At 61.2% G+C, this 23,509-nt stretch carries 22 protein-coding genes; 9 read left to right on the top strand and 13 right to left on the bottom strand.

Annotation, left to right across the window (positions count from 1 at the left end; all coding sequences use genetic code 11):
* Nucleotides 1-28: 28 nt before the first annotated feature.
* Nucleotides 29-1,447: a serralysin family metalloprotease gene (locus AC6BYQ_RS12175; protein ID WP_498056916.1), complete on the bottom strand. Its 1,419-nt coding sequence runs from the start codon at nucleotides 1,445-1,447 to the stop codon at nucleotides 29-31.
* A gap of 332 nt (nucleotides 1,448-1,779) precedes the next feature.
* The gene (locus AC6BYQ_RS12180; RefSeq protein ID WP_498056917.1) at nucleotides 1,780-3,123 is read right to left on the bottom strand and encodes a 2-hydroxycarboxylate transporter family protein; all 1,344 of its coding nucleotides are present in this window, start codon (nucleotides 3,121-3,123) and stop codon (nucleotides 1,780-1,782) included.
* Nucleotides 3,124-3,555: 432 nt separating this feature from the next.
* On the opposite strand from AC6BYQ_RS12180, the gene pckA reads away from it, so the two are divergent.
* Nucleotides 3,556-5,175, top strand: a complete 1,620-nt coding sequence (pckA, locus tag AC6BYQ_RS12185) for a phosphoenolpyruvate carboxykinase (ATP) (RefSeq protein WP_198636480.1) — start codon at nucleotides 3,556-3,558, stop codon at nucleotides 5,173-5,175.
* 56 nt (nucleotides 5,176-5,231) lie between these two features.
* Here the strand turns inward: pckA and AC6BYQ_RS12190 are convergent, their stop codons facing one another.
* The 3 genes from AC6BYQ_RS12190 to AC6BYQ_RS12200 form a co-directional block, all read right to left on the bottom strand.
* Nucleotides 5,232-6,254, bottom strand: a complete 1,023-nt coding sequence (locus AC6BYQ_RS12190; RefSeq protein WP_026036133.1) for an alcohol dehydrogenase catalytic domain-containing protein — start codon at nucleotides 6,252-6,254, stop codon at nucleotides 5,232-5,234.
* Between the two features lie 167 nt (nucleotides 6,255-6,421).
* Complete coding sequence (locus tag AC6BYQ_RS12195; protein ID WP_498056918.1) at nucleotides 6,422-7,333, bottom strand: LysR family transcriptional regulator; 912 nt, start codon at nucleotides 7,331-7,333, stop codon at nucleotides 6,422-6,424.
* A 60-nt stretch (nucleotides 7,334-7,393) separates the two neighbouring features.
* Nucleotides 7,394-8,059, bottom strand: a complete 666-nt coding sequence (locus AC6BYQ_RS12200; protein ID WP_498056919.1) for a TetR/AcrR family transcriptional regulator — start codon at nucleotides 8,057-8,059, stop codon at nucleotides 7,394-7,396.
* A 93-nt stretch (nucleotides 8,060-8,152) separates the two neighbouring features.
* Here AC6BYQ_RS12200 and AC6BYQ_RS12205 point away from each other — a divergent pair, with 93 nt between their 5' ends.
* From AC6BYQ_RS12205 to AC6BYQ_RS12215, 3 genes are all read left to right on the top strand, one after another.
* Nucleotides 8,153-8,851 (top strand): DAPG hydrolase family protein, encoded by a 699-nt coding sequence (locus tag AC6BYQ_RS12205; protein ID WP_019454853.1) that lies wholly within the window; start codon nucleotides 8,153-8,155, stop codon nucleotides 8,849-8,851.
* Between the two features lie 83 nt (nucleotides 8,852-8,934).
* Nucleotides 8,935-9,321 carry a GFA family protein gene (locus tag AC6BYQ_RS12210; protein ID WP_498056920.1) on the top strand — a complete coding sequence of 129 codons (387 nt, stop codon included), beginning with the start codon at nucleotides 8,935-8,937 and terminating at the stop codon, nucleotides 9,319-9,321.
* Between the two features lie 90 nt (nucleotides 9,322-9,411).
* Entirely contained in the window at nucleotides 9,412-10,716 is a 1,305-nt protein-coding gene (locus AC6BYQ_RS12215) for an MFS transporter (RefSeq protein ID WP_063919283.1), read from the top strand.
* A 35-nt stretch (nucleotides 10,717-10,751) separates the two neighbouring features.
* Here AC6BYQ_RS12215 and AC6BYQ_RS12220 read toward each other — a convergent pair whose 3' ends face one another.
* A complete protein-coding gene (locus tag AC6BYQ_RS12220; protein ID WP_498056921.1) occupies nucleotides 10,752-11,318 on the bottom strand; it encodes a HutD/Ves family protein in 567 nt (188 codons plus the stop codon).
* Entirely contained in the window at nucleotides 11,318-12,688 is a 1,371-nt protein-coding gene (locus tag AC6BYQ_RS12225; RefSeq protein WP_498056922.1) for a formimidoylglutamate deiminase, read from the bottom strand. Before AC6BYQ_RS12225 ends, AC6BYQ_RS12220 begins: the two co-directional genes overlap by 1 nt.
* Nucleotides 12,689-12,869: 181 nt before the next feature.
* Between AC6BYQ_RS12225 and hutC the strand changes: the two genes are divergently transcribed.
* From hutC to AC6BYQ_RS12245, 4 genes are all read left to right on the top strand, one after another.
* Nucleotides 12,870-13,625: a histidine utilization transcriptional repressor HutC gene (gene hutC, locus AC6BYQ_RS12230; RefSeq protein ID WP_025160260.1), complete on the top strand. Its 756-nt coding sequence runs from the start codon at nucleotides 12,870-12,872 to the stop codon at nucleotides 13,623-13,625.
* Nucleotides 13,626-13,782: 157 nt separating this feature from the next.
* Nucleotides 13,783-15,006: an imidazolonepropionase gene (hutI, locus tag AC6BYQ_RS12235; protein WP_498056923.1), complete on the top strand. Its 1,224-nt coding sequence runs from the start codon at nucleotides 13,783-13,785 to the stop codon at nucleotides 15,004-15,006.
* Nucleotides 15,003-15,806, top strand: coding sequence for an N-formylglutamate deformylase (hutG, locus tag AC6BYQ_RS12240; protein ID WP_498056924.1), 804 nt, complete (start codon nucleotides 15,003-15,005; stop codon nucleotides 15,804-15,806). Before hutI ends, hutG begins: the two co-directional genes overlap by 4 nt.
* Nucleotides 15,807-16,051: 245 nt before the next feature.
* Entirely contained in the window at nucleotides 16,052-17,587 is a 1,536-nt protein-coding gene (locus tag AC6BYQ_RS12245; RefSeq protein ID WP_498056925.1) for a serine hydrolase domain-containing protein, read from the top strand.
* Between the two features lie 3 nt (nucleotides 17,588-17,590).
* Here the strand turns inward: AC6BYQ_RS12245 and AC6BYQ_RS12250 are convergent, their stop codons facing one another.
* Together AC6BYQ_RS12250 and AC6BYQ_RS12255 are read right to left on the bottom strand one after the other, a co-directional pair.
* On the bottom strand, nucleotides 17,591-18,121 hold the full coding sequence (locus tag AC6BYQ_RS12250) for a chorismate mutase (protein ID WP_498056926.1): 531 nt from the start codon (nucleotides 18,119-18,121) through the stop codon (nucleotides 17,591-17,593).
* A gap of 121 nt (nucleotides 18,122-18,242) precedes the next feature.
* A complete protein-coding gene (locus AC6BYQ_RS12255) occupies nucleotides 18,243-18,749 on the bottom strand; it encodes an anti-virulence regulator CigR family protein (protein ID WP_019454842.1) in 507 nt (168 codons plus the stop codon).
* Between the two features lie 442 nt (nucleotides 18,750-19,191).
* On the opposite strand from AC6BYQ_RS12255, the gene AC6BYQ_RS12260 reads away from it, so the two are divergent.
* The gene (locus tag AC6BYQ_RS12260) at nucleotides 19,192-19,371 is read left to right on the top strand and encodes a hypothetical protein (protein ID WP_025160261.1); all 180 of its coding nucleotides are present in this window, start codon (nucleotides 19,192-19,194) and stop codon (nucleotides 19,369-19,371) included.
* Nucleotides 19,372-19,425: 54 nt separating this feature from the next.
* Here the strand turns inward: AC6BYQ_RS12260 and AC6BYQ_RS12265 are convergent, their stop codons facing one another.
* The 4 genes from AC6BYQ_RS12265 to AC6BYQ_RS12280 all read right to left on the bottom strand — a co-directional run bounded on the left by AC6BYQ_RS12265 (nucleotide 19,426) and on the right by AC6BYQ_RS12280 (nucleotide 23,383).
* Nucleotides 19,426-20,307, bottom strand: a complete 882-nt coding sequence (locus AC6BYQ_RS12265) for a nucleoside-specific channel-forming protein Tsx (protein ID WP_025160262.1) — start codon at nucleotides 20,305-20,307, stop codon at nucleotides 19,426-19,428.
* 374 nt (nucleotides 20,308-20,681) lie between these two features.
* Complete coding sequence (locus AC6BYQ_RS12270) at nucleotides 20,682-20,954, bottom strand: hypothetical protein (protein WP_025160263.1); 273 nt, start codon at nucleotides 20,952-20,954, stop codon at nucleotides 20,682-20,684.
* Nucleotides 20,955-21,027: 73 nt separating this feature from the next.
* The gene (gene yddG / locus AC6BYQ_RS12275) at nucleotides 21,028-21,921 is read right to left on the bottom strand and encodes an aromatic amino acid DMT transporter YddG (RefSeq protein WP_154747030.1); all 894 of its coding nucleotides are present in this window, start codon (nucleotides 21,919-21,921) and stop codon (nucleotides 21,028-21,030) included.
* 91 nt (nucleotides 21,922-22,012) lie between these two features.
* The gene (locus tag AC6BYQ_RS12280; protein ID WP_019454837.1) at nucleotides 22,013-23,383 is read right to left on the bottom strand and encodes an APC family permease; all 1,371 of its coding nucleotides are present in this window, start codon (nucleotides 23,381-23,383) and stop codon (nucleotides 22,013-22,015) included.
* Nucleotides 23,384-23,509: the final 126 nt, after the last annotated feature.

The following is a 23,509-nucleotide window of genomic DNA, read 5'->3' on the forward strand; positions in this document are numbered from 1 at the left end:
CCAAAACGCCCTATTTTTGTTGCCCGATTTAGGCCAGTACAAAATCGCCGGCATCCAGCGGCTGCCCCACCACCTTCACCAGGAAATCGCTGCCGCCAAAAGCGCCGCCCAGGTTGATCGCCACATCGCTGACATGATTTTGCGCGTCATAGCTCAGCTTCGCCTCGCCCGCCTTACCGCTGAACTGATCGACGAAGCGGATGCCCTCGGCGCTGCCGGTGTTGAACAATGTCAGATCGATCTTGTCCTCGCCGCGTACGAAGTCGCGGATCCAGTCCGGCGCCGCCGCCGTCGACTCATCCGCCGCAAAGTAGACGAAGGTGTCCTTGCCAGCGCCGCCCCACAGCTGATCCGCCCCTTTGCCGCCGTACAGCACGTCATCACCGGCGCCGCCCTTGAGCACGTTATCGGCGGCGTTGCCCACCAGCACATCGTTGCCTGAACCGCCAATGGCGTTTTCAATCGTCACGCCCGCCGCGATCGACACGTTGCCTTTCAGGCCGCCGACGTCCGAGAACGCTTTTTCGTTCAGGTTGATGCGCTGATTCTGGCCGAAACCGGAGAAGTCAAAGGTATCGTTGCCGCCGGCATCCCAGGCGGTGAAGATTATTTTGTCCTGCGCGCCGGTGGCGGTAAGGAAGTCGCGGTCGGTGTTGGAGTTGAAACCGTAAACAGTATCACCGGTGCGGGTGTTCATGTTGGCGCCGTAGAAATGCTGGATCGCCGTGATGTCGTTGAGCAGCGGTCCGGACGAGTACGCGCCCTTAAAGTCTTGCCCGGTGTTGCTTTCGCTGAAATAGCTCATCAGGCTGTAGGCGCGGCTGTCCTCGAAATAGGTCGCGTCTTTGCCGTAGGTAATGCTGACGCCCGGCGCGGCGTTATAGTCGCCCGGATGCTGCAACCCCAGCGCATGGCCGATTTCATGGGTAAAGGTCTGGCGACCGTACTCGTTTTCATGTATCCGGTTGTTGACGAAGGTAGAGTTGGTGGCGTTATACCAGGTTTGGCCGGCGACCGAAGGCGAGGAATCCGGGTTATACGCAAAAGCATAGGAGCCACGCGAGCTGTAGTCGAACAGGCCGAATTTGATGTTGGCGGCGGCGGTGTTGCTGGTCTCGGTGAAGGTGATGCTGGCCACGTCAGACCATGACTGCAACGACAGCTTGGCCTGCTCGCGCTGTTCCGCGTTAAAGCTACTGAAGCCGCTGATGCTCATGCTCGACATGTTGCCCGGCGCCTTTTCCCAGAAGCTGTACGTCAGGGCAACCGGCTGGTCGGTCACGCCCTTGTCGTGCCAGCTGCGATCGCCGCGCACCAATTCCAGGCCGGCATTTTCGAACGTTTTCGACGGATGCAGCACGGTAATGGTGTCGTCTTCATCGGGTTTATAAGCGCCCAGCAGGGCTAATACGCCTTCGGCTTTAACGGAAGCATTACTTGATGACATAACCTTATCTCCATATTCGTCAATTCAATCGGGGGGATGCCCCAACTGGCGGATTGCCTGAACGGCAGCGGCCCGGTGTTGAATCAATACAGGGATATCGGTAATGCGCTGGCGCCTTCCCTCGGCACTCTGAATGAGAACGATAATCCCTTAAGAGAAAAGAATAGACACCTTTTCGCCGAGTACAGAATTTTCTTAGATAAAATACGGCTATGCATTTTCGCCACATGAATGATTTTCAAGGTAATAATCAGCATTATCACGATCGGCGAAAAAGACGCATAAAAAAACCGGGGCAATCCAACCCCGGTTATCCATAAGAAACTCTGGACTCAGACTAACCAACCGAGCAGCAGCGTCGCACCAATGACCGTGGAAGCGCCGCCGATACGCGTGGCGATTTGGGCAAACGGCATCAACCCCATACGGTTCGACGCCGACAGGATCGCCACATCGCCGGTGCCGCCCAGGCCGCTGTGGCAACAGGTGACGATCGCCGCTTCCACCGGGAACATCTTCAGATAAGGCGCGATCAGAAAACTGACCAGCCCCATCGACAGCACTACCGAGCCGCAGACCACCACATAACCGACAGAGAACACCGCCACCACGCTTTCCAGCGGCACGTAGAGCATGCCCAGGCCGATCATCAGCGGCCACACCAGCGCCGTGGAGACGAACTTGTAGAAACTGTGCGCGCCGGTCTCCATCGAGGCCGGGATCACCCGGCAGTATTTGCACAGCACCGCAAACAGGATCATCAGCACCGGGCCGGGGATATGCACGATGTGCTCGAACAGGCCGCCGACGATAAAGAAGGCGCAAATCACCAGCAGCCCGCCCCCCATCAGTTGAAAATCGACGTTGCCGCTTTGCTCCTTGATGGCGAACATCGCGTTCTCCTGCGCCGAACGGATCAGCATGCCGTCACCGCTCAGCGCCTTGCGTTGCATACCGATGCGCGCCAGCACCCCGGCGGTGACGATGGCGAAAATGTTGCCCAGCACCGCCGCCGGCGCCAACTGCGCGACATAGACGTCCGGCGTCGAGCCCAGGATCGCCGAATAGGCCAGCGACAGCGGTAAAATGCCCTCGCCGATGCCGCCGCCGATGATCGGCACAATGATGAAGAAGAAGGTGTGATAGAAGGTAAAGCCGAACAGTTTGCCTACCAGCAGCCCGGTGATCACCGCCGTGACCGTGCCCACCACCAGCGGCACGAACATGCGAATCATCCCCTGGATCAGGATCACCCGGTTCATGCCGAGAATGCTGCCAACCACCAGACTGGCGATAACGAAATAAAGCAGGTTGGCGTCTTTCATCAGCAGATGGACGGTGCCCATGACGTTGGGCTGGAACATGTTGAAATAGACCAGCACCGACGGCACCATCAAACACAGAATGGCCGGCCCGCCGATATCGCGCAGCACGGGAATGCTTTTACCCAACTGCGCCAATGCAAAGCCCAGCGTCATTATCACCGCCAGGCCGCCGATCATATTCTTCGGCAGGAAGTTGGCGTAGGCGGAAATCGCCACGATCGCACAAATGGTGATAAACAACGCGATCGGCACCGCACCGATATCTATTTGACGAATTTGATTAATTAACCCTGAAGATTCGGACGAGGCCGTATTTTTATCACAGGCCAGTTCTGCATTTATCTGTTTCATTATTCACCCTGCTGACAAGCGTACAGTACGGTTAGGTTCACCTGGCGCAACGACCCGCCATAGCCAAGCAAAAACAAATGATTACGAAAAATCCTATTGCGGACTTCGCCTTTTCTAATAAGAAATAAAACAGTAGACAGCCCTGACGATATGATAAAAAATAAAAATGCAAAACTAAATTACGCGGGTGGAATTCAATATTGTGACCCTCCGCCAAGGTTGGTTTTAATTAATTATCGTCAGCATTTTGTAATTAAAGTAATCAAGTTTAAATTCGCTGCTATGCTATAGGAGGGCAAAAAAGCCCTCTGTTTTATTAATAAAGAACCGGAAACGCCATTAGCTGAATCCGGTCAGCTTGATCCGATCCTTAATCCTGCGCGCGGCACCGCGCGGGAAAAAGGCATAATATGACTCATAAGGAAGTAGAATATGTCTTCACGCGCTGTTACCCCACAAACCCTCGCTGGTTACGGTATCCATCAGGCCGCCGACATCGTTTATAACCCCAGCTATGAATTGCTGTTCGCCGAAGAGACCCGCGCCGACCTGCCGCCGCTGGAGCGCGGCACCCTCACCCAACTGGGGGCGGTCAACGTCGCCACCGGCGAATTCACCGGCCGTTCGCCGAAAGACAAATACATCGTGCGCGACGACACCACGCGCGACACCGTCTGGTGGTCCGACAGCGGCACCGGCAAGAACGACAACCAGCCGCTCTCGCCGGAAGTCTGGCAGCATCTGAAGACGCTGGTGGGCAATCAGCTCTCCGGCAAGCGCCTGTTCGTGGTGGACGCGTTCTGCGGCGCCAACGCCGACACGCGCCTCAAGGTGCGCTTCATCACCGAGGTGGCCTGGCAGGCGCACTTCGTGAAAAACATGTTCATCCGCCCGACCGAAGCCGAACTGGCGGACTTTGAACCGGACTTCGTGGTAATGAACGGCGCCAAATGCACCAACCCGGACTGGCAGCAGCAGGGGCTGCACTCGGAAAACTTCGTCGCCTTCAACCTGACCGAGCGCATGCAGCTGATCGGCGGCACCTGGTACGGCGGCGAGATGAAGAAAGGCCTGTTTTCGATCATGAACTATCTGCTGCCGCTGCAGGGCATCGCCTCGATGCACTGCTCGGCCAACGTCGGCGAGCAAGGCGACGTGGCGGTGTTCTTCGGCCTGTCCGGCACCGGCAAAACCACCCTCTCCACCGATCCGAAACGCCAGCTGATCGGCGATGACGAGCACGGCTGGGACGACGACGGCGTGTTCAACTTCGAAGGCGGCTGCTACGCCAAAACCATCAAGCTGTCGCCGCAGGCGGAGCCGGAAATCTATCAGGCGATCCGCCGCGATGCGTTGTTGGAAAACGTCACCGTGCTGGCCGACGGCAGCATCGACTTCGACGACGCCAGCAAAACCGAGAACACCCGCGTCTCCTACCCGATTTATCACATCGAGAACATCGTCAAGCCGGTATCCAAGGCCGGTCATGCGCGCAAGATCATCTTCCTGACCGCCGACGCCTTCGGCGTGCTGCCGCCAGTGTCACGCCTGACGCCGGAACAGACCCAATATCACTTCCTGTCCGGCTTCACCGCCAAGCTGGCCGGCACCGAACGCGGCATCACCGCGCCGACGCCAACCTTCTCCGCCTGCTTCGGCGCCGCGTTCCTGACGCTGCACCCGACGCAGTACGCCGAAGTGCTGGTGAAACGCATGGAGGCCGCCGGCGCCCAAGCTTACCTGGTGAACACCGGCTGGAACGGCAGCGGCAAGCGCATTTCGATCAAAGATACGCGCGGCATCATCGACGCGATTTTGAATGGCGACATTGAACAGGCCGAGACCTTCACGCTGCCGATCTTCGGGCTGGAAGTGCCGACCGCGCTGCCGGGCGTCGATCCGTCCATCCTCGATCCGCGCAAAACCTACGCCGACGAATCGCTGTGGCGGGAGAAGGCGCAGGATCTGGCACAGCGCTTTATCGACAACTTCGCTAAATACACCGTCACCCAGGCGGGCGAAAAACTGGTGAACGCCGGGCCGAAGCTGTAACAGAAGCAGGGCGCCGCGGCGCCCTGCCATCAAGGGCCGAATTCTCGGCCCTTTTCTCACGCCGCCGATGGCACGAAGACACCGCGAAAACGCATGTTGCCGGAGGCAAGCCGTTCATAAGCCTCCTGGGCTTGTTCCAGCGCAAACGTCTCGACAATCGGCTTCACTTTGCCTTTCGCCGCCAGGTTCAGCACCTCACTCAGGTAGTGCTGCCCGCCATGGGTCGACCCGATCACCCGCTGACGCATCATATGGAACGGCACCCCTTCCGAAGAGATAGCGAACGGCTTGCTGAAGTCCAGCCCGCACAACACCACTCGGCCATCAACCCGCAAGCCGTTCATCGCTTCCTGCGCGGAGTCGAAGTCATTGGTGGTCACCAGCAGAATATCCGCGCCGCCGCTCTCCCGCAGCGCCTTGCCGGAGGCGACGATGCGATCGGCGCCCAACTGCTTCGCCAGCGCGTGCTTGTCCGGCGAATGAGTGATGGCAACGGTATCGAAACCGCAGGCTTTCGACAGCTGCAGCGCGACATGCCCCAGCCCGCCGATACCCAACACCGCGACCGTTTCATGCGGCAACGGCGCCGCGTCGCGCAGGCCGCTCCAGGTGGTATACCCCGCACACATCATTGGCGCGGCGTCGATATAAGACAGCCCGTCCGGCAGTAACACCGTGCCTTCCGCGGCGATGGCGATATACTCGGCGTGGCCGCCCTGGGCGGCAAAACCGGTGGTGCGCGGCGCCGGGCAGTTCATCGCCGTTTGCCCCGTCAGCGGCCGATTTTCACGGCAATACGGGCAGCGGCCGCAGGCCGATTGCACCCAGGTGGTGCCGACGCGATCGCCGATCTGCCGCGTATGCACGCCGGCGCCCACCTCAACCACTTCCCCCACCACTTCATGACCCGGCGTTTGCGGGTAAATATCGCCGCCGTATCCTTGCGTCGCCCACACGTCGGTGTAGCACATGCCCGAGGCGTGTACTTTGACCAGAACCTGACCCGGTTCTGCGCGGGGCATCGGTACCTGTCTGATTTCCCAGGGACGGTTGGCGCCGGTCATAACTACCGCTTTCATCTTCTTATCCATCATCGATTCCTCGCTGCATTGTGGTGCGGGTTCCGGACGATTGCCCGGCCTCTCCTCATGAGCGTAAGGCAGGCCCCACGCCGCAACAATGCAAGCGAACCTCACTGTCGAGATGAAGGCGGCTCACTAATTGGCGTAGCCGAAAGAAGAACGCATCAGGACTGCGCCGCGCGCAGATACTCGATCAACGCCTTCAGCGCGCCCGAAACGTGGCGATGGCCGGAGTAGTAGAGACACAGCCCCGGATAAGCCGGACACCACGCCTCCAGCACCCGTTCCAGTCGCTCGTCGTGCAACGCCTCTAGCGCCAAATGTTCGGGAACGAAAGCGATGCCGACACCGTCGATGGCGGCCTCCACCATCAGGGGTTGATCGGTCAGCGTCAACGCGCCGGTGACGCCGATCGACTCACTCAGGCCATCGCGTTCGAATTCCCAGCGATAAATCGTGCCGCTGTCGAAGCGAAAACGGATGCAGTTATGACGCAGCAAATCCTGTGGCGTCGCCGGGCGCCCATGGACGGCGAAATAGCCGGGCGCGGCGATGGCGGCGAAACGCACGGGCGGGCTGACGCGCATCGCGATCATGTCCTGCGGCACGGCTTCCGCCAGCCGAATGCCGGCATCAAACCCCTCGGCGACGATATCGCTCAGCTTGCCGTCGCAAACGATGTCCAGATGGATATGAGGGTACTCGCGCAGGAAATCGGCCAGCAACGGACGCAATACCAGCCTGACCGCCCCTTCGCTGGCGTTGATGCGCACAGTGCCGCTCGGCGTGGCGCGCCATTCATCCACTTCATGCAGCGCCTGCGAAATAGACGACAGCGCCGGGCGCAGCTGCGCCGCCAAACGCTCACCCGCCTCGGTCGGCGCCACGCTGCGCGTGGTGCGGTTGAACAGCCTCACCCCAAGCCGCTGTTCCAGGTTTTTTATCGAGTGGCTGACCGCCGACGGCGTCACCTCCAGCTCCACTGCCGCCGCGTGAAAGCTGCGATGGGTGGCAACAGCCAGAAAAACGGTCAAGGCGAACAGATCGCCCTGCTTGAACGGGTAAGCAGCATTCATGTGGGCATCGCGAAAAAGTGATATGGACTGAACAATCAACATGCCACAGATGAATACGGCTCACAATGTGGCGCACTCCGCGTTTTCGCCGCGCAGCAACCCCGGCATCACCAGCGCCACCGCCGCCGCGATGCGTTCGTCGATCGCGCTGCCCGGCGGCAGCAGCCCCAACGTCATCTGGCGCAGCGGTTCGGCGATGGTCATCGCCAGCAACAGGTCGCTGGTTTGCGCCCAGTCGCGCGCAAGCAACCAGCCGTATTGCTGCTGGCGCCGCAGCCAATCCGCCACCGTCGACCGCCCGCGCTGAATGCCGTTGCGCTGGTAGCTGTCCAGCAGCGCCTCACGCCCCGGGAAATCGCTCTGCAGCAGCCGAAACATGCCCACCGCTTCGGCGCTCAGCACCTGCTGCGCCACCGCCTTCAGTCCCGTTTCCAACAGCGGCGCTACCGCCTCCCGCCGCCCGGCATCCTGTGCGAAGGCCGGCTGAAACGCCTCGGTCCAGCCGCTCACCGCCTGCGCCACCAGCTCATCGCGATTAGCGGCAAAGCGATACAGGGTTTTTTTAGCCACTCCAGCGCGTTTCGCCACCGCATCCACCGTTGCCGCGGCGTATCCGCCGTCGAGCAGCAGCGCCAGCGTCGCCTGCGTCAGCGCGGCGCGCAGCGCCGTTTCCGGCGTGGCCGGTCGGCCACGAGCGCGCAGCGGTTCTTCATTCGGGTTCGCCATATTTGTTCCTCACAAGCGTTGACAGACTCAGCATAACGGCATAGCCTTATTTTGGAAACACATTTCGTTTCCAAAATAAAACAGGAACCCATTATGACACATCCTTCCCTGCTGGCGCCCTGGGGCGTCAACGATATCAACGAGTTGCTCAGGCCCGAGCCGCTGCGGCTGGAAATGGGGCTGAGCCGCAGCGCCGACGGCCTGCTCACCGTAGCGGTTCGAACCGATCTGCACGGTTGTAAAGGGCGCATGCTGGACTGGTGGTTCACCTTCTTCGAGAGCACCCAGCACATCAACTGGTGGCACCCGCACGATCACGTCGAACATCGCGGCTGGGATCGCCACTGGAAAAAAGGGGAAAGCTACGTCGGCGCCAGCATCGAAGCGGTCGAATGGCTGGCTGAGCTGCCGCCGGTCGCGGCGCGCCTCAAGTTTCACGCCGCCGAGGACTTCTTCGCGCCGCAGCCGCTGCGCCAGGCGCGCGACGCGCAGGCGCTCTCCGCCGCCGTTTGCGCGCGCATCGGCTTCGGCGATCAGGTGGCGCTGGATGACAACGGCGATCCCTGCGACGGCGAAATGCTGCATCTGGTGCGCGATACGCCCTATGGGTGCGTACTGCGCAGCCGCTTCCTGCTGGGTAAAGCCTGCGCCAACGCCCACGACGAACTGGCGGACGACATCGGGTTTAACCTGATGCGCCACTGCTACAACGAGTTCAGCTATCTGGCGCAGTTCCTGCCCTCGCTGTACTACGCCGAAAATGGCCGCGAGCCGGCGCCGTTGCTCTGGTAATCGCCCTGTGGAGGCCTGTTATTTTTTCGCGATATGGCTATAGTGATTTTCATCGTTTCCCCCGCGCTGATGACGGAGAAATCATGCAAAATCTACGCTATAGCGGCGGCTGCCTGTGCGGACATATTCGCTTTCAGGCACACGGCCTGCCAGGCAACCCGCACAGCTGTTCCTGCGATTTTTGCCGCCGCCACTCCGGCGCGCCAACGCTGTGCTGGGTCGAATTCCCGCGTCAGGCCGTCGAGTGGAACGGCCCTGGCGGCATGCCCGCGCTGTACCGCTCCTCCCCCTACTCCAGCCGCGCCTTTTGCCCGCGCTGCGGCAGCACGCTGGGAGCGGTAGACGACGAACCGACGGTGGCGCTGGCCACCGGCAGCTTCGACCGCGCCGATCTGCCGGAGCTGCGCCCGGTCTCACATGCTTTCGCCGATGTGTGCCCCGGATGGTGGCGCATCGACGGCATGCGCTGATCGCCTCACAGTTCCCGCTGAAATCAATTGATTGTTTTGTCGTATAAATTTAGAACAGACGAACAATAATTCAAAAGTATGGGAACGGGGATGAATCAACAGACTCTCGACGCGCGCCGCTCGCGTCAGGCATTGCTGGCCGGCTCGGTCGGCAACTTTATCGAATGGTATGAGTTCGGCGTATATGGCTTCCTGGCCACCGTTATCGCCGCCAATTTTTTCACCCTGCAGGGTGAAAATGAAATCACCAGCCTGATCCTCACCTACGCCGCCTTTGCGCTGGCGTTTTTCTGCCGACCGATCGGCGCGGTGATCTTCGGCCGCATCGGCGATCGCATCGGCCGCCGGCCGACGCTGATTGCGGTACTGCTGTTGATGACGCTGGCCACCGCGCTGATCGGCGTCATGCCGACCTACGCCTCTATCGGCGTCGCAGCCCCGCTGCTGCTGACGCTGCTGCGCATGTTTCAGGGGCTGTTCGCCGGCGGCGAATTCGGCGGCGCGGTGTCGCTGATGACCGAGTTTGCTCCCAAGGGCAAGCGCGGGCTGTTCGGCGCCTGGCAATCGCTGACCGTCGCGCTCGGCCTGTTGGCCGGCGCCGGACTGGTGGCGCTGCTGGCCGCGCTGCTCAGCGCGCAGCAGCTGCATGACTGGGGTTGGCGCATTCCGTTCTTGCTGGCGCTGCCGATGGGCGCCGTGGCGCTGTGGCTGCGGCTCAAGCTCGAGGAGACACCCACGTTCACCCAGGCGCAGCAACGCGTGGAACAGGCCGCCACACCGCAGGAAGCGAAACTGAGCGGCGTGGTGAAAACCATTCTGATCGGCATCGGTCGCATGATGGGCTGGTCAGCCGCCGGTTATACCTTCCTGGTGGTCATGCCTTCCTATTTGCAAACCTCGCTGCACGCCACCTTCCAGCAAGCGCTGGTGGCGACGGTGCTGGCCAACGTCGGCTTCGCCCTGACCATCCTGCCGGCGGGCATCATCAGCGACAGGCTGGGGCGTAAAACGGTGATGCTGACGGCGGTGGCGGCAGTGATCCTGTTCACCTTCCCGCTGCTGCATCTGTTGCAGGATGCGCAGAGCTCACTGTGGGTCAAAGGGCTGGCGGTGCTGATCGCCGGTGCGGTGGTCGGGCTGCTGGCCGGTCCCGGCCCAGCGATGCTGGCGGAGATGTTCCCGACCCGGGTGCGCTATACCGGTCTGGGGCTGGCTTACTCGCTGTCCAATGCGGTGTTTTCCGGCTCGGCCGGGCTGATTATCACCGGTCTCATCAAGCAGACCGGCAATATCGACATTCCCGCCTACTACGTGGTCGCCACCTCGGTGGTCAGCCTGTTTGCGCTGATGACGCTGCGCCGCGACGACCATCTGCGCTCGCTGAACGATCGTTAATCCTTCGGGGCGCTGACGCGCCCCGCTTATTGCCGTCAGCCGCAGGCGCTGATGTTCGCCCACAGGATAGCGCCGTCAGCCGTCAACGGCTTCACCTCGCCGCTCGCCGCCTGCGCCGCCCACCAGACGCCCTCGCGCGCGCTCAGTTCGCCGCCCCCCGGCAGCGACCAGACCCCGCTCAGCACATACAGCACGCCCGCCCGGTTGGGCGGCAGGGTGACGGGCGCCGTGCTGCGCCGCACCTCGGCCGCCTGCCGGCTGCGGCGCGTCATGATGTTGAAATCCTGACTGGCGCCGCCCAGCAGCGTCGCCTCCAGCGCCACGTCGCCCGAGAATGCGAACGGCTCCCCAACCTGCGCCAGCTGATGATCGATATGCCCGGCGCTGTACAACCGCACGCCGTCGCCTTCCAGCAGCGTAATCGAACGGTCGATGCCCGCAAAGGCGGAAAACGGCCCATCCTGCGCGATGGTGGCGATGCTGGCGCGCCAGTCGAAATTCTGCTCGCCCGGCGGCCAGCTGACGATTTCACGGGTTTCCCCGCCGCCGTTGCGCCATGGGCTGACCGGCAACGCGGCGAAGTTGAAACGGTTCAGGCTCATTACGCCTCCTGCTGGAAGGTTTTCAACACCTGCAGGAACTCGGCGCCGCTCTGCTGCTGCAACGCATGCCGCCCCTGCTCGATCACCTGTCGGCCGCCGACGAACACGTCGCGAATTTGTTCCTTGCCGCCGGCGAACAGCCAACGGTTGAGGATCGAGGCGTCAGGCGCCGCCGCCAGGTACGGATCGTCGCCATCCAGCACCAGCCAGTCGGCGCGATAACCGCTCTGCAATCGGCCGATCGGCGCGCCGCACGCCTGCGCGCCGCCCTGCAGCGCCTGGTGGTACAGCACATCGCCCACCGCCGGCTGCTGCGGCGTGGTCAGGCGGTTGCGGCGCTGATCGCGCAGCCGCTGGCCGTATTCAAACCAGCGCAGCTCTTCCACCACGTTGAGCGAAACATGGCTGTCGGAACCGATGCCCCAGCGCCCCTCCTGCTGCAGATAGGCGTCGCCGGGGAAAATGCCGTCGCCGAGGTTGGCTTCGGTGGTCGGGCACAGGCCGGCCACCGCGCGGCTGCGCGCCAACGCTTCCAACTCGCTGCGATCCAGATGAGTGGCGTGCACCAGGCACCAGCGCTGATCCACCGGCAGATGGTCATACAGCCAGGCCACCGGACGTTGTCCGCTCCACGCCAGGCAGTCATTCACCTCTTTTTGCTGTTCGGCGATATGAATATGCACCGGCAAGGTACGATCCGACGCGGACAAAATCTGCTGCATCTGGCCGAGCTCCACCGCGCGCAGCGAGTGGAAACACAGCCCCTGATTCTGCAGCGGGCGATCCGCCAGCTGGCGAGCAATCACCTGCTGCTGTTGCAGATAGCCTTCGGTATCCTGGATAAAACGTTTCTGCCCCGGCTGCGCCGGCTGCGCGCCGAAACCGGCGTAGCTGTACAGCACCGGCAGCATCGTCATGCCGATGCCGGCCTGATGCGCGGCCGCGCTGAGGCGCCCGGTCATCTCACCGCGATCGGCGTAAGGCTTGCCGTCGGCGTCGTGATGCAGGTAGTGGAATTCGGCCACCTGGGTGTATCCGCCCTTGAGCATTTCGATATACAGTTGACGGGCGACCACCTCCACCTGCTCCGGCGTCAGGCGCTGCACCAGGCGATACATCAAATCGCGCCAGGTCCAGAAGCTGTCCTGCGGGTTGCCCGCCACTTCCGCCAGCCCGGCCATCGCGCGCTGGAAAGCGTGCGAGTGCAGGTTCGGCATGCCCGGCACCGCGTCGCCGTGCAGCCGGATGCAGCCTTGCGGTTCTGCGTTGGCGGTGACTTGAGTCAGATAACCTTGCGCATCGACGTCCAGCCGGACGTTATGCGCCCAGCCCTCAGGGAGCAAAGCGCGTGGGGCAAAATAAGCAGGCATGGCAGTATTCCACTGTTGGTGTAACGGTGAATGAGGCGCGGCGATGGCGCGCATTCAGGAATTTTTTGTCGGTCGTCGGCAAGTTTCTGGCGCGACGGCCCCTAGTTGTATATACATATACATACGCCGACATCAACAGTAAACTGGTGTTATTATTTTTTTATTTGACGAGGTTAACGTCGTGGCTGAACAACAGACCGTGTTACAACTGGCGGCTGCAATGAGCGATGCCCCCGCCCCGATCTACCAACGGGTCAAACAGGCGATCGTGAATCAAATTCGTGCGGGGCATTGGCAACCGCACCAGCGCGTGCCCTCCGAAAGTGAACTGGTGGCGGAACTGGGCGTCAGCCGCATGACCATCAACCGCGCGCTGCGCGAGCTGACCAGCGAAGGTTTTTTGATCCGCATGCAGGGCGTCGGCACCTTCGTCGCCGAAGCCAAGGCGCATACCGCGCTGCTGGAAGTGCACAACATCGCCGACGAGATCGCCGCGCGCGGCCATCGCCACAGCAGCAAAATCCTCGAACTGAAGGCCCGGGCGGCCAGCGATGAAGAAGCGACGGCGCTGGGCATTCAGCCCGGCCAGCGGCTGTTCTATTCGCAGATCGTGCATTACGAAAACGACGTGCCGGTGCAGGTGGAAGACCGCTGCGTCAACCCGCTGGTGGCGCCGGATTACCTTAAACAGGATTTCGACCGCGTCACCCCTTACACCTACCTGACCCAGGCCGCGCCGCTGACCGCCGGCGAACACATCGTCGAAGCGGTGATCCCTACCCGGCGCGAGCGCGAGCTGCTGCAGCTGGAGGATCACGAACCCGGCCTGCTGATCCACCGCCGCACCTGGTCCGGTAAAACCGTGGTGACCTCGGCGCGATTGCTGTACCCCGGCAGCCGCTATCAGCTGTTCGGCCGCTTCACCAGCGAAGTCTGACCCCCGGCGGGCGCGCCCTGCGCCCGCATCTCCGCTGTCGATCACATCCTGATAACAAAATCTCGCCCGCCTCTTGTGGCATCCCGGTGAATGCGTTAGGTTGTTTTTAATTGTATATACAACCATGTGGGAGCTGCGGCTCCGGCGGAGGAAAGCAATGACGTCTGAGATTCACTGCGACAGCCTGTGGCACGGCGCCGATATCGTCACCATGCGCGACGGCAAATATCACACCCTGACCGACGGCGCGATCGCCGTGCGCGACGGCAAGATCGTCTGGATTGGCGAACATGCGGCGCTGCCGCCAGGCCTGATCGCGGACGAAACGGTGAAATTCGACGGCGGCATCATCACCCCCGGCTTTGTCGACTGCCACACGCACCTGGTGTTCGGCGGCAACCGCAGCGGCGAGTTCGAACAACGGTTGAACGGCGTAAGCTACGCCGACATCGCCGCGCAGGGCGGCGGCATCATCTCCACCGTCAAAGCCACCCGCGAAGCCGACGAAGCGCTGCTGCTGGAGCAGGCGCTGTTCCGCCTGCGGCCGCTGCTGGCGGAAGGCGTCACCTGCGTGGAAATCAAATCCGGCTACGGCCTCAGCCCGGAAAGCGAACTGAAAATGCTGCGGGTGGCGCGCAAATTGGGCGAGCTGCTGCCGGTCGAGGTGAAAACCACCTGTCTGGCGGCCCATGCGCTGCCGCCGGAGTACGCCAACCGCGCCGACGACTATATCGATCTGGTCTGCGACACCATCATTCCTCAGGCCGCGGCCGCCGGCCTGGCGGATGCGGTTGACGCCTTCTGCGAACATCTGGCGTTCTCGCCGGCGCAGGTGGAGCGCGTCTTCGCCGCCGCCGAAGCCGCCGGTCTGCCGGTCAAACTGCACGCCGAGCAGCTCTCCGCGCTCGGCGGCAGCACGCTGGCGGCGCGCCATCACGCGCTCTCCGCCGACCACCTCGAATACGCCACCGAACAAGACGCCCGCGCCATGGGCGACGCCGGCACCGTAGCGGTGCTGCTGCCCGGCGCCTATTACCTGCTGCGCGAAACCCAGTGCCCGCCGGTGGAGCTGTTCCGCCAGCACCGCGTGCCGATGGCGATCGCCAGCGACGCCAACCCCGGCACCTCGCCGGCGCTGTCGCTGCGCCTGATGATCAACATGGCCTGCACGCTGTTCCGCCTGACGCCGGAAGAAGCGCTGGCGGGCGTCACTACCCACGCCGCCAAAGCGCTGGGGCTGCAACACAGCCATGGCACGCTGGAAACCGGCAAGGTAGCCGACTTCGTTCACTGGCCGCTGTCGCGGCCGGCGGAACTGGCTTATTGGTTGGGCGGCCAGCTGCCCTGTACGGTGATTTTCCGAGGAGAAGTACGTCAATGACCATTTGCGATCCTTTTAGCTTCCAGACCGGCAGCCTGCCGCTGCTGATCAGCATCCCGCACGCCGGTACGCAACTCACGCCGGCGGTCGAGGCCGGGCTGACCGACGACGCCCGTCCGCTGCCCGATACCGACTGGCACATTCCGCAGCTGTACGATTTCGCCCGGGCAATGGGCGCCAGCGTGCTGGTCGGCAACTATTCGCGCTTCGTCATCGATCTGAACCGTCCGGCGGACGACAAGCCGCTGTACACCACCGCCACCACCGGCCTGTATCCCGACGTGCTGTTCGACGGCCGCCCAAGTTTCCTGCCGGGCCAAGCGCCGACGGACGAAGAACGCGCCGGCTATCTGCAGCAGATTTGGCAGCCTTACCATCAGCAGCTGCAAAACGAGCTGGCGCGCCTCAAAGCGCGGCACGGCTATGCGCTGCTGTTCGACGCGCACTCCATCGCCTCGGTGATCCCGCGGCTGTTCGACGGCCAGCTGCCGGATCTCAACCTCGGTACCAACGGCGGCGAAAGCTGCGCTCAGGCGCTGAGCGATCGACTGGTCGCCTGCTGTGAGCAACAACAACAGTACACCCACGTACTGAACGGCCGTTTCAAAGGCGGTTACATCACCCGTGCCTACGGTCAGCCGCAGCAGCAACAGCATGCGATCCAGCTTGAACTGGCGCAGGTGAACTACATGTCCGAACAGTATCCTTACGCGTTTGAACCGCAGCGCGCCGCCTCGCTGCAGCGTCTGCTCAAGCAGATGATTGAAAGCCTGTTGGACGGCGCCGCCAGACTGAATTAATCCCCCTTTTACAGGCGCCGCAGGGCGCCTGTTTTTCTCCCGCCTTAACCGCAACGCCGCCAGCAATCTGCGCTCTATATCAAAGTTTCGCGTGATTCCTCGCTAACTGGTCTAAACAGCGCACAAAACAGCGGCCGACGAAAAACGCACTGCGCCACAATCAGCCGAAAAGCCCGCGCTCTTCACCAGCACCGGGCGGCGTGTGGCCGAGCTGGCCCGTTTCGAACCATCACTCTGGAGGCCCTATGTCTGTAACACCGTTAAACTGGCGCTCTGCCGGCGCCGTCGCCGAACAACTGTTGGCCGGCTGGCAACGGCGTGGTGAACCCGGCGGCGCCATCGCCCTGTTTGACGCCGAACAACTCCGCGCCACCGCCTGCGCCGGCCTGGCCGATCTGGCGCAAAATACGCCCTTCACCGCCGACAGCGTGGTGCGTTATGCCTCAGTGACCAAGCACATCTTCGCCGCGCTGGCGCTGAACGCCACCGATCGCGCCATTCGGCTGGAGCAGCGTCTGGGTGAGCTGTTGCCCGCTCTGCAGCCCGCGTTGGCGGACGTCACCGTCGGCCAGGCGCTGGACATGACCGGCGGCCTGCCCGACGTGCGCGAAACACTCGGCTTGCTCGGCATATCGCTGCACGCCGTCAGCGAGGCGCAGCCGGTGATGCAGTTTGTCGAGGGGCTGGAAAAGCTGAATTATGAAGCCGGCAGCGAGATCGCCTACAGCAATACCGGCTATCGGCTGCTGGAAGCGGCGCTGCGCAGCAAGGGGTTTGATTTCGACCAGCTGGTGCAACAGCGCATCGCCCAACCGCTGCAGGTGCAAATGCGGGCGCCGGAAAGCTGGTTCGACGTGGTGCCGGGGCTGGTGCCGGGTTACTGGCGGGCGCCGCAGGGCTGGCAGCACGCCAGTGCCGGCCTGCACCTTTCCGCCTCCGGCAGCCTGACCGGCAGCGTCAACGCCCTCACCCGCTGGCTGCAGACGCTGCTGGCCGACGAAGGGCCCGGCCAGGGCGTGCTGGCGCAACTCAGCGCACCGCGCCGCCTCAATCAGGGCCAGCTCAGCGCCTATGGCTTGGGGCTGGCGCAGACGCCGCTGGGCCGCCGCCGCTTGCTGGGCCACGGCGGCTCCCACGCCGGTTACAAAACCTATTTCCTGCTGGCGCCCGACCGCCAGGCCGGCGTGGCGCTGGTGGCCAACCGCGAAGACTGCGACAGCTTCGGTATGGTCTTGCAGGTGATGGCGACGCTGCTGGGCGAACCTTTGCCGCAGCGCAGCGCGGCGATCCCCGATGGCCTCTACGCCACGCTGGCCGAGCCGCACTGGCTGGAGGTCAAAGACGGCAACCTGGCCTATCTGGGCAGCGGCGAACCGCTGTATCAGGGCGAGGACGGCTATGCGGTGTCGCTGTCCGCCCATATGCCAATCAAATTGAAGTGGACCGGCGAAGCGGTCGAGGGCGAGGTCGGCCACGTGGCACGCCGTTTCCTGCCGGTGACGGCCAACGGCGACTGCCTGAAGCATGTGCAGGGGCTGTGGTATCACCCGCACTATCGTACCGCCTTTGAAATTTGCGGCGATCGGGTGCATATCGGCGTCGGCCCGGCGGCACAGACCGGCACGCTCAGCCCGTTGGGCCAGGGGCGCATGCTGGTCGAGTGCCAGGACGGCCCGTGGTTGAAACGCTTTTGCCTCTATTTCCGCGGTTACAACGTGGATCTCATCGCCAACCGCAGCCGAATGCTGACCTTCCGTCGCAGCACCGTCGGCCGCGACTGACGCTCAGCGTGCGCGCGCGGCTTTGACCGCCAACAGCGCATCCGCCAGCCGCCGTTTGTCGGCGGCACTGAGATTCATCTGATCCACGGACGCCATAAACGCCGCCCGATCCGCCTCGTCGAGTGGGCCGGCGCGCAGCCGCTCCGCCAGACGCTGCAGTATCTGGCTGCTCAGCTGCGCGATCTGCGCGCGCACCTGAGCCAACGGGCGCGGTTGCCAACCGGTTTCCGGACTCGCCAGCCAGTCGGCACGATAGCGGTACTGAATCGCCTTGGCGGCATCCATCTGCGCGGCGATAAAAGGCCGCACCGACGCCGGCTCCAGCCCCAAACGCCCCGCCTCCTCCTGCGCGCTGGCCAACACCTTCGCCTCTTGCGCCAGGTCTTCGATCGGCAAATGCTGCTGCGCCTTGTAACCGGCGACGTCTTTCATCAGCGACAAACGTTGGTTCACCAGCTCGCCGAGAGCGGCGGCGCCGTCCGCCAACGCCGGAAAACTGGTCAAACAACAGGCTATCAACAACGCCCTGAACATGGCATCTCCTTATCATCATGTCATGCAGTGAAAACGTCAGGCACAAAGTTCACCACGTCAGCCCGACGCTGGCAAATAAAAAGGCCCCGCCGCAGCGAGGCCTGATCATGCTCCACAGGCGTTAGTTGAACACGCCATTGATCACGGAAGCCACAATCGCGGTGCTGAGCGCAACCAGCACCAGATCATCGCCGGCGATACGCCACTCATAACCCGGGTACTGCGGCAGTTCACGCAGCATCGAGTACGGCACCACTTTTTTGGCGATGCCCGGCGGCAGAGGCTTGCCGCGCGCCAGATTCTTGGCGATGCCCGGCGGCAACGAACGGTAGCCGGTCAGCCCATGGTTGTGCGCCAGCGAACGGGCGCGATCGCGCGAGAGGGTGACGGTGATCAGATTGTTGTCGTTGCGATAGACGCCGTTATCGTATTGGTCTTTATTGCCTTTGTTACCGTGATTGCCATTATTGCCGTGATTACCGTTATTGCCATGGTTACCGTTGTTACCGCTGTTGCCATGGCCGTTACCGTTGCCGTTACCGCCTTTGTCGGCCAAAGCCGGTGCGGATGACAATCCCAGCGATGCAATCAGCGCTAACACCGTAAGCGTCGTACGACCTTTGTTCATGTTATGTATTCCTGCATGGGTGACTCTGTTTACTATAGTTGGCCTTCTCCAGACAAAGTATAAGGAAAACTCCGAGATGGCGGTGCGGTTTTACGGCGATCGCGTCCAAAGCTTGCTCTGACGCAAAATCCCTCGAAAATTCCGAAACCAACTTCGGATTTTTCTTGAAGAAAAATAAGCCTTTCGTTAATTTGGCAGAGTAACAAGAAAGAGTTAGCGTGCTCTTTTTCGTCGCACCTCAAATCTTATTCTTATCATCCATAATGATAATAGCGAACACTTCCCGCCTCTCCGTGCGGGACTCTTTTTACCCTTTCCGCCGCACCAATGTGGTGCTTTATGTTGAGATTTAGTTGCCGATAATTTACATTCGCTGTCTGAGAAACCTCAACCTCCCGCGGTGGCCAGGCTGGCAACGGGTGGGCGTTCAGGAGCAAGAGACGTGCAAATGACCCTCATGGAATACATCACTCGGCACTTTAACGGCGATCTTCATCGTTATGCGCAGTCGGAAGGCGTCAGCCGTGAACAAATCATTAGTTGGATAAATAATGAATGTCACGTGATCAAAGGCAGACTGTTTATGCCGGTGAAGCATCTCCCGGTTGAACAAGCCCAGTGATGACGAAAAAAAACCCCGCCAGGCGGGGTTTTCTGTTTCTGATAACACGGAAAATCAGAAGTTATAGCCAACCACGAGGTAATAACCCCAACCGGTAGACTTGATCGGGCCCTGCGGCGTACCGATATCCGCGCCATCCTGCCACTGGCCGCCGTTATGGAAATAACGCGCCACGAAAGAATAGTGCCAATGATCGTAGTTCAGCGCCAAAATGTGGCTGGAGGCGATCGAGTTGCCGGTGCGCACCTGTTTGCCGGTGCCGTCAACCCAGTGGCTGTCCTTGCCCAGATCGGAGCCGAAGTCGAAGTTGGTGAAGCCGATGTAGCTCAGGTTGCCGCCCCACACCTGGGTCAGCGGCACGAAGTACTTCACCTTGAAGCGGTAACCGTCCCAGCTGTTCTCATTGGCAGCCTGGTAGTTTTCCCACTGGTATTTGGCATAGATGTTCATCGACAGGCTCATCGGCAGGCCGGTGTCGATATCGGTGCCCAGACCCATGTACCAGGTGTTCTGACGGCCGTCGGCGTTATGGCCCAGGTCATAGATGTAGTTGTTGGCGAAGTACCACTCTTTGAACGGACCGAAGCTCAGATCGGTGCCGGTCAGCTTGTCGATGGAGAAGCGCGGTTCGATCTCCATAAACAGCGGCGAACCTTTGTTCCAGATGCCGCGATCCGGCGTGTTGCCCACGCCGAAGAATTTCGGCACGTCAACGTAACCGTAGAAATCGAACCAGTCTTTCTTGGCGAAGGCTTCATATTCGAGATACACGTCGTTGTTCAGCTGCGGTCCGAAGCGGGTGTGGTAGCTGCCCACCACGTTAACGCTCTGGTGCCACCAGTCGGAGACATATTGACTGTCTTTGCTATCAGCCATTGATGATGCACTGTAAGACGCTGCGAGCAGTACACCTGCTGCGAGAGCTATTTTTTTCATTTTATTACCACATGCTTAAAGGGCCATTTCCTGCCCGTTTAGAAAAGATGACAATGAGTCTGCCGACACCTGGCGTTGTCTTCACACAGAAACTCGGATGACGCGCGCATTATAGAAACCACTGACTGTAAGAATCTGTGATCCAGTTACGCATTTCGCGAATAGGTAATCGATTGCGTTCACATTTGTCAAATTATGTTTCATGCAAATTCACATTCGCTGTGATTTTTGTCATGCACATCGATTTTTAGCGCAGTTTTTGAGCCAAATGTCATCAGGGCGTCACCCTGCTCGTCATCGCAGCGTGGAAAAGAAAAAGCCGACGTATAAACGTCGGCATTCATCAGAATCGGGGGAAAACGCGCACAGCGAAGTCAGTTCACCGCCGGCACCGCCTTGGCGATGTTTTCCTGGCGGAACGCCACCTCTTCGCCGTTTTTGACCTCCCAGCTGGCGACCGGAATATCGGTCTTGGGCGCCGCCGCGACGACCGAACCGTAAATCAGCTTGTCGTCGCGGCGCAAAATATACACATCGAGCTGATACTCGTGCCGCAGATTCGCCGTGGTCAGGCGCACGGTATCGCCGCGCTCATAGTGATGCGCGTCGATATCGGGTTGTTGAATAAATTGAATGTCGCTTCTCATCATCGTCGTTCCTTCAGGCAACATGGCTAGTTAAATTCTAGTCCAACATTGCGCTGACGGCAGATAATTTCCGTTAATTTCCGCGAGTTGCCCGCCAACAGATCAGTGAACCGAGGATGACCATCGCCACGCCCTGCCAGAAATTGACGGTCAGCGAGGTGTGCAACACCAGCGCGGCGAACACCGCTGACAGCACCGGGGTAAAATAGGAGACGGTGGCCAGCAGCGTCATGTTGCCGTGCAAAATGCCGACGTTCCAGGCGGCGTACCCCGCGCCCATCGCTACCCCGGCGCACAGCAGCGTTACGGTCACCCCGACGTTGAACTGCATGCCGCTCTCCGTGCTGAAGGCGTACTTCAGCCACAGCGCCAACGCGGTCAGCACGATAAACAGCACCACGCCGTTGCTGCCCTGAGCGATCTTCTTGGTCAGGTTGCAATACAGCGCCCAGATCACCGCGCCGCTGAACGCCAGCGCGTAGCTGAGCGGGTTGCTGCGCACGTTGACCAGCATCTGCGCCGGCGACCAGCCGCCCTCGCCGCTCATGATCCAACCGATGCCGAACAGCGACAGCAGCAGCCCCGGCAGCAGCCACCATTTCGCCCGTTGCCCGTTGAGCGCCAGCGCCATCAGCACGGTGAAACAGGGCCACAGGTAGTTGATCATGCCCACTTCTATCGCCTGCAGGCGGGTATTGGCATAGCCGAGCGACAGCGACAGGCAGATCTCGTAGCTGACGAACAGCAGGCTGCCGACGATCAGGTAAGGCCGAGGAAAGCTGCGCCATTTCGGTACGCCGAGCGCCACCAGCAAGAACGCCGCGCTGACGCTGTAGATCATCGCCGCGCCGCCGATCGGCCCCAGCCCTTCACTGACGCTGCGGATCAGGCCAACGACGCTGCTCCACAGCACGATAGCCAACAAACCGAACAGCGTGGCGCGGGTACGCGAGGGCAAAGCGGGCATAAGACAGGTCCAATGGGTTATTTTTTATCGAGTTTTTCACTCTACTGCCGCACGCGCCAAAAAGAAAGGCGGGAAATTCCCGCCTGTGATTTTATTGCTGCGGCTGCCGCTCGAGCTGCGGCGGCGGCTGGCGAAAACGCCGCGTCAGCCAGGCCAAATAGCCGAAGCCCAGCGTCGCCCAGATAAGCCCCATGGTCAGCGAGCTTTTCTCCAGATTCAGCCACAGCACCCCCACCGTCAGCGCCCCCACCAGCGGTAGGAACAGGAAGTTGAAGCGATCCTTCCAGCTTTTGTTGCGCCCTTCGCGGATAAAGAAGTGGCTGATCACCGACAGGTTGACGAAGGTGAAGGCCACCAGCGCACCAAAGTTGATCAGCGCCGTGGCGGTGACCAGATCGAACGACAGCGCCGACAACGCCACCAGCCCGACCATCAGCACGTTCAGCGCCGGCGTGCGCCATTTGGGGTGGATATAGCCGAAGAATTTCTCCGGGAACACGTTATCGCGCCCCATCACGTACAGCAGGCGCGACACGCTGGCATGCGACGCCAGGCCGGAAGCCAGCGTGTTGATGAAGGTCACGCACAGGAAGATCGACTGGAACAGCTTGCCGCCGACGTACAGCGCGATCTCCGGCAGCGCGGCGTCGGGCTGGTGGAAGCGTTGAATGGACGGGAAAAACAACTGAATGAAGAACGACACGCTGATAAAGATCACCCCGCCGTACAGCGCGGTCAGGAAGATGGCGCGCGGGATCACCTTGGCGGCGTCGGGCGTCTCTTCGCACAGCGTGGTGACCGCGTCGAAGCCGAGGAACGAGAAGCACAGAATGGTGGCGCCGGTAATGATCGGCAACAGGTGGGCGTTCTCGCTGAGGAACGGCCGCAGGCTCCACACCGTGCCCATCCCCTCGCCGTTGTGCAGGCCGCGCACCACCAGATAGATGAACACCAGAATGATCGCCACCTGCGCCAGCACGAACAGGGTATTGAAGTTGGCCACCAGATTGACGCTTTTCAGGTTGATGGCGGTAATCAGGATAACGAAGCCCACCACCCACACCCAGGGCGGCACTTCCGGGAACAGCGCGGTCAGGTAAATCTTCGCCAACAGCGTATTGATCATCGGCAGGAACAGATAATCCAGCAGCGACGACCACCCCACCAGAAAACCGACGTGCGGGTTGATCGCTTTCTGCGCATAGGTGTAGGCGGAGCCGGCGGTGGGAAACTGGCGCACCAATTTGCCGTAGCTGATGGCGGTGAACAGCACGCCGGCCAGCGCCAGCAGATAAGAGGTCGGCACATGGCCGTCGGTGAGGCCGGAGACAATGCCGAAGGTGTCGAACACCGTCATCGGCGTCAGATAGGCCAGGCCCATCATCACCACCTGCCACAGCTTAAGGGATTTGCGCAGCTGCGGTTTGCCCGCCGGGCCGCTGTCGATGGCTTTAATCGTCATGGCAGTTCCCCTCTTGGTCCTCTGCTGTCAACCGTGCAACGTGATTCAGAGAGGCCGCGGGGAAACTGCTGTTCAGGCGGCGGGAAAAACGGTTTGGGGTCACTGTCGGGCGGCCGGCGACCGGCC

It is taken from the genome of Serratia sp. LTN-2 (assembly GCF_059740205.1).

Coding starts and splice junctions, on each gene's coding strand:
- AC6BYQ_RS12175 (WP_498056916.1), bottom strand. CDS start 1,447: ATGTCATCAAGTAATGCTTCCGTTAAAGCCGAAGGCGTATTAGCCCTG.
- AC6BYQ_RS12180 (WP_498056917.1), bottom strand. CDS start 3,123: ATGAAACAGATAAATGCAGAACTGGCCTGTGATAAAAATACGGCCTCG.
- pckA (WP_198636480.1), top strand. CDS start 3,556: ATGTCTTCACGCGCTGTTACCCCACAAACCCTCGCTGGTTACGGTATC.
- AC6BYQ_RS12190 (WP_026036133.1), bottom strand. CDS start 6,254: ATGAAAGCGGTAGTTATGACCGGCGCCAACCGTCCCTGGGAAATCAGA.
- AC6BYQ_RS12195 (WP_498056918.1), bottom strand. CDS start 7,333: ATGAATGCTGCTTACCCGTTCAAGCAGGGCGATCTGTTCGCCTTGACC.
- AC6BYQ_RS12200 (WP_498056919.1), bottom strand. CDS start 8,059: ATGGCGAACCCGAATGAAGAACCGCTGCGCGCTCGTGGCCGACCGGCC.
- AC6BYQ_RS12205 (WP_019454853.1), top strand. CDS start 8,153: ATGACACATCCTTCCCTGCTGGCGCCCTGGGGCGTCAACGATATCAAC.
- AC6BYQ_RS12210 (WP_498056920.1), top strand. CDS start 8,935: ATGCAAAATCTACGCTATAGCGGCGGCTGCCTGTGCGGACATATTCGC.
- AC6BYQ_RS12215 (WP_063919283.1), top strand. CDS start 9,412: ATGAATCAACAGACTCTCGACGCGCGCCGCTCGCGTCAGGCATTGCTG.
- AC6BYQ_RS12220 (WP_498056921.1), bottom strand. CDS start 11,318: ATGAGCCTGAACCGTTTCAACTTCGCCGCGTTGCCGGTCAGCCCATGG.
- AC6BYQ_RS12225 (WP_498056922.1), bottom strand. CDS start 12,688: ATGCCTGCTTATTTTGCCCCACGCGCTTTGCTCCCTGAGGGCTGGGCG.
- hutI (WP_498056923.1), top strand. CDS start 13,783: ATGACGTCTGAGATTCACTGCGACAGCCTGTGGCACGGCGCCGATATC.
- hutG (WP_498056924.1), top strand. CDS start 15,003: ATGACCATTTGCGATCCTTTTAGCTTCCAGACCGGCAGCCTGCCGCTG.
- AC6BYQ_RS12245 (WP_498056925.1), top strand. CDS start 16,052: ATGTCTGTAACACCGTTAAACTGGCGCTCTGCCGGCGCCGTCGCCGAA.
- AC6BYQ_RS12250 (WP_498056926.1), bottom strand. CDS start 18,121: ATGTTCAGGGCGTTGTTGATAGCCTGTTGTTTGACCAGTTTTCCGGCG.
- AC6BYQ_RS12255 (WP_019454842.1), bottom strand. CDS start 18,749: ATGAACAAAGGTCGTACGACGCTTACGGTGTTAGCGCTGATTGCATCG.
- AC6BYQ_RS12265 (WP_025160262.1), bottom strand. CDS start 20,307: ATGAAAAAAATAGCTCTCGCAGCAGGTGTACTGCTCGCAGCGTCTTAC.
- AC6BYQ_RS12270 (WP_025160263.1), bottom strand. CDS start 20,954: ATGAGAAGCGACATTCAATTTATTCAACAACCCGATATCGACGCGCAT.
- yddG (WP_154747030.1), bottom strand. CDS start 21,921: ATGCCCGCTTTGCCCTCGCGTACCCGCGCCACGCTGTTCGGTTTGTTG.
- AC6BYQ_RS12280 (WP_019454837.1), bottom strand. CDS start 23,383: ATGACGATTAAAGCCATCGACAGCGGCCCGGCGGGCAAACCGCAGCTG.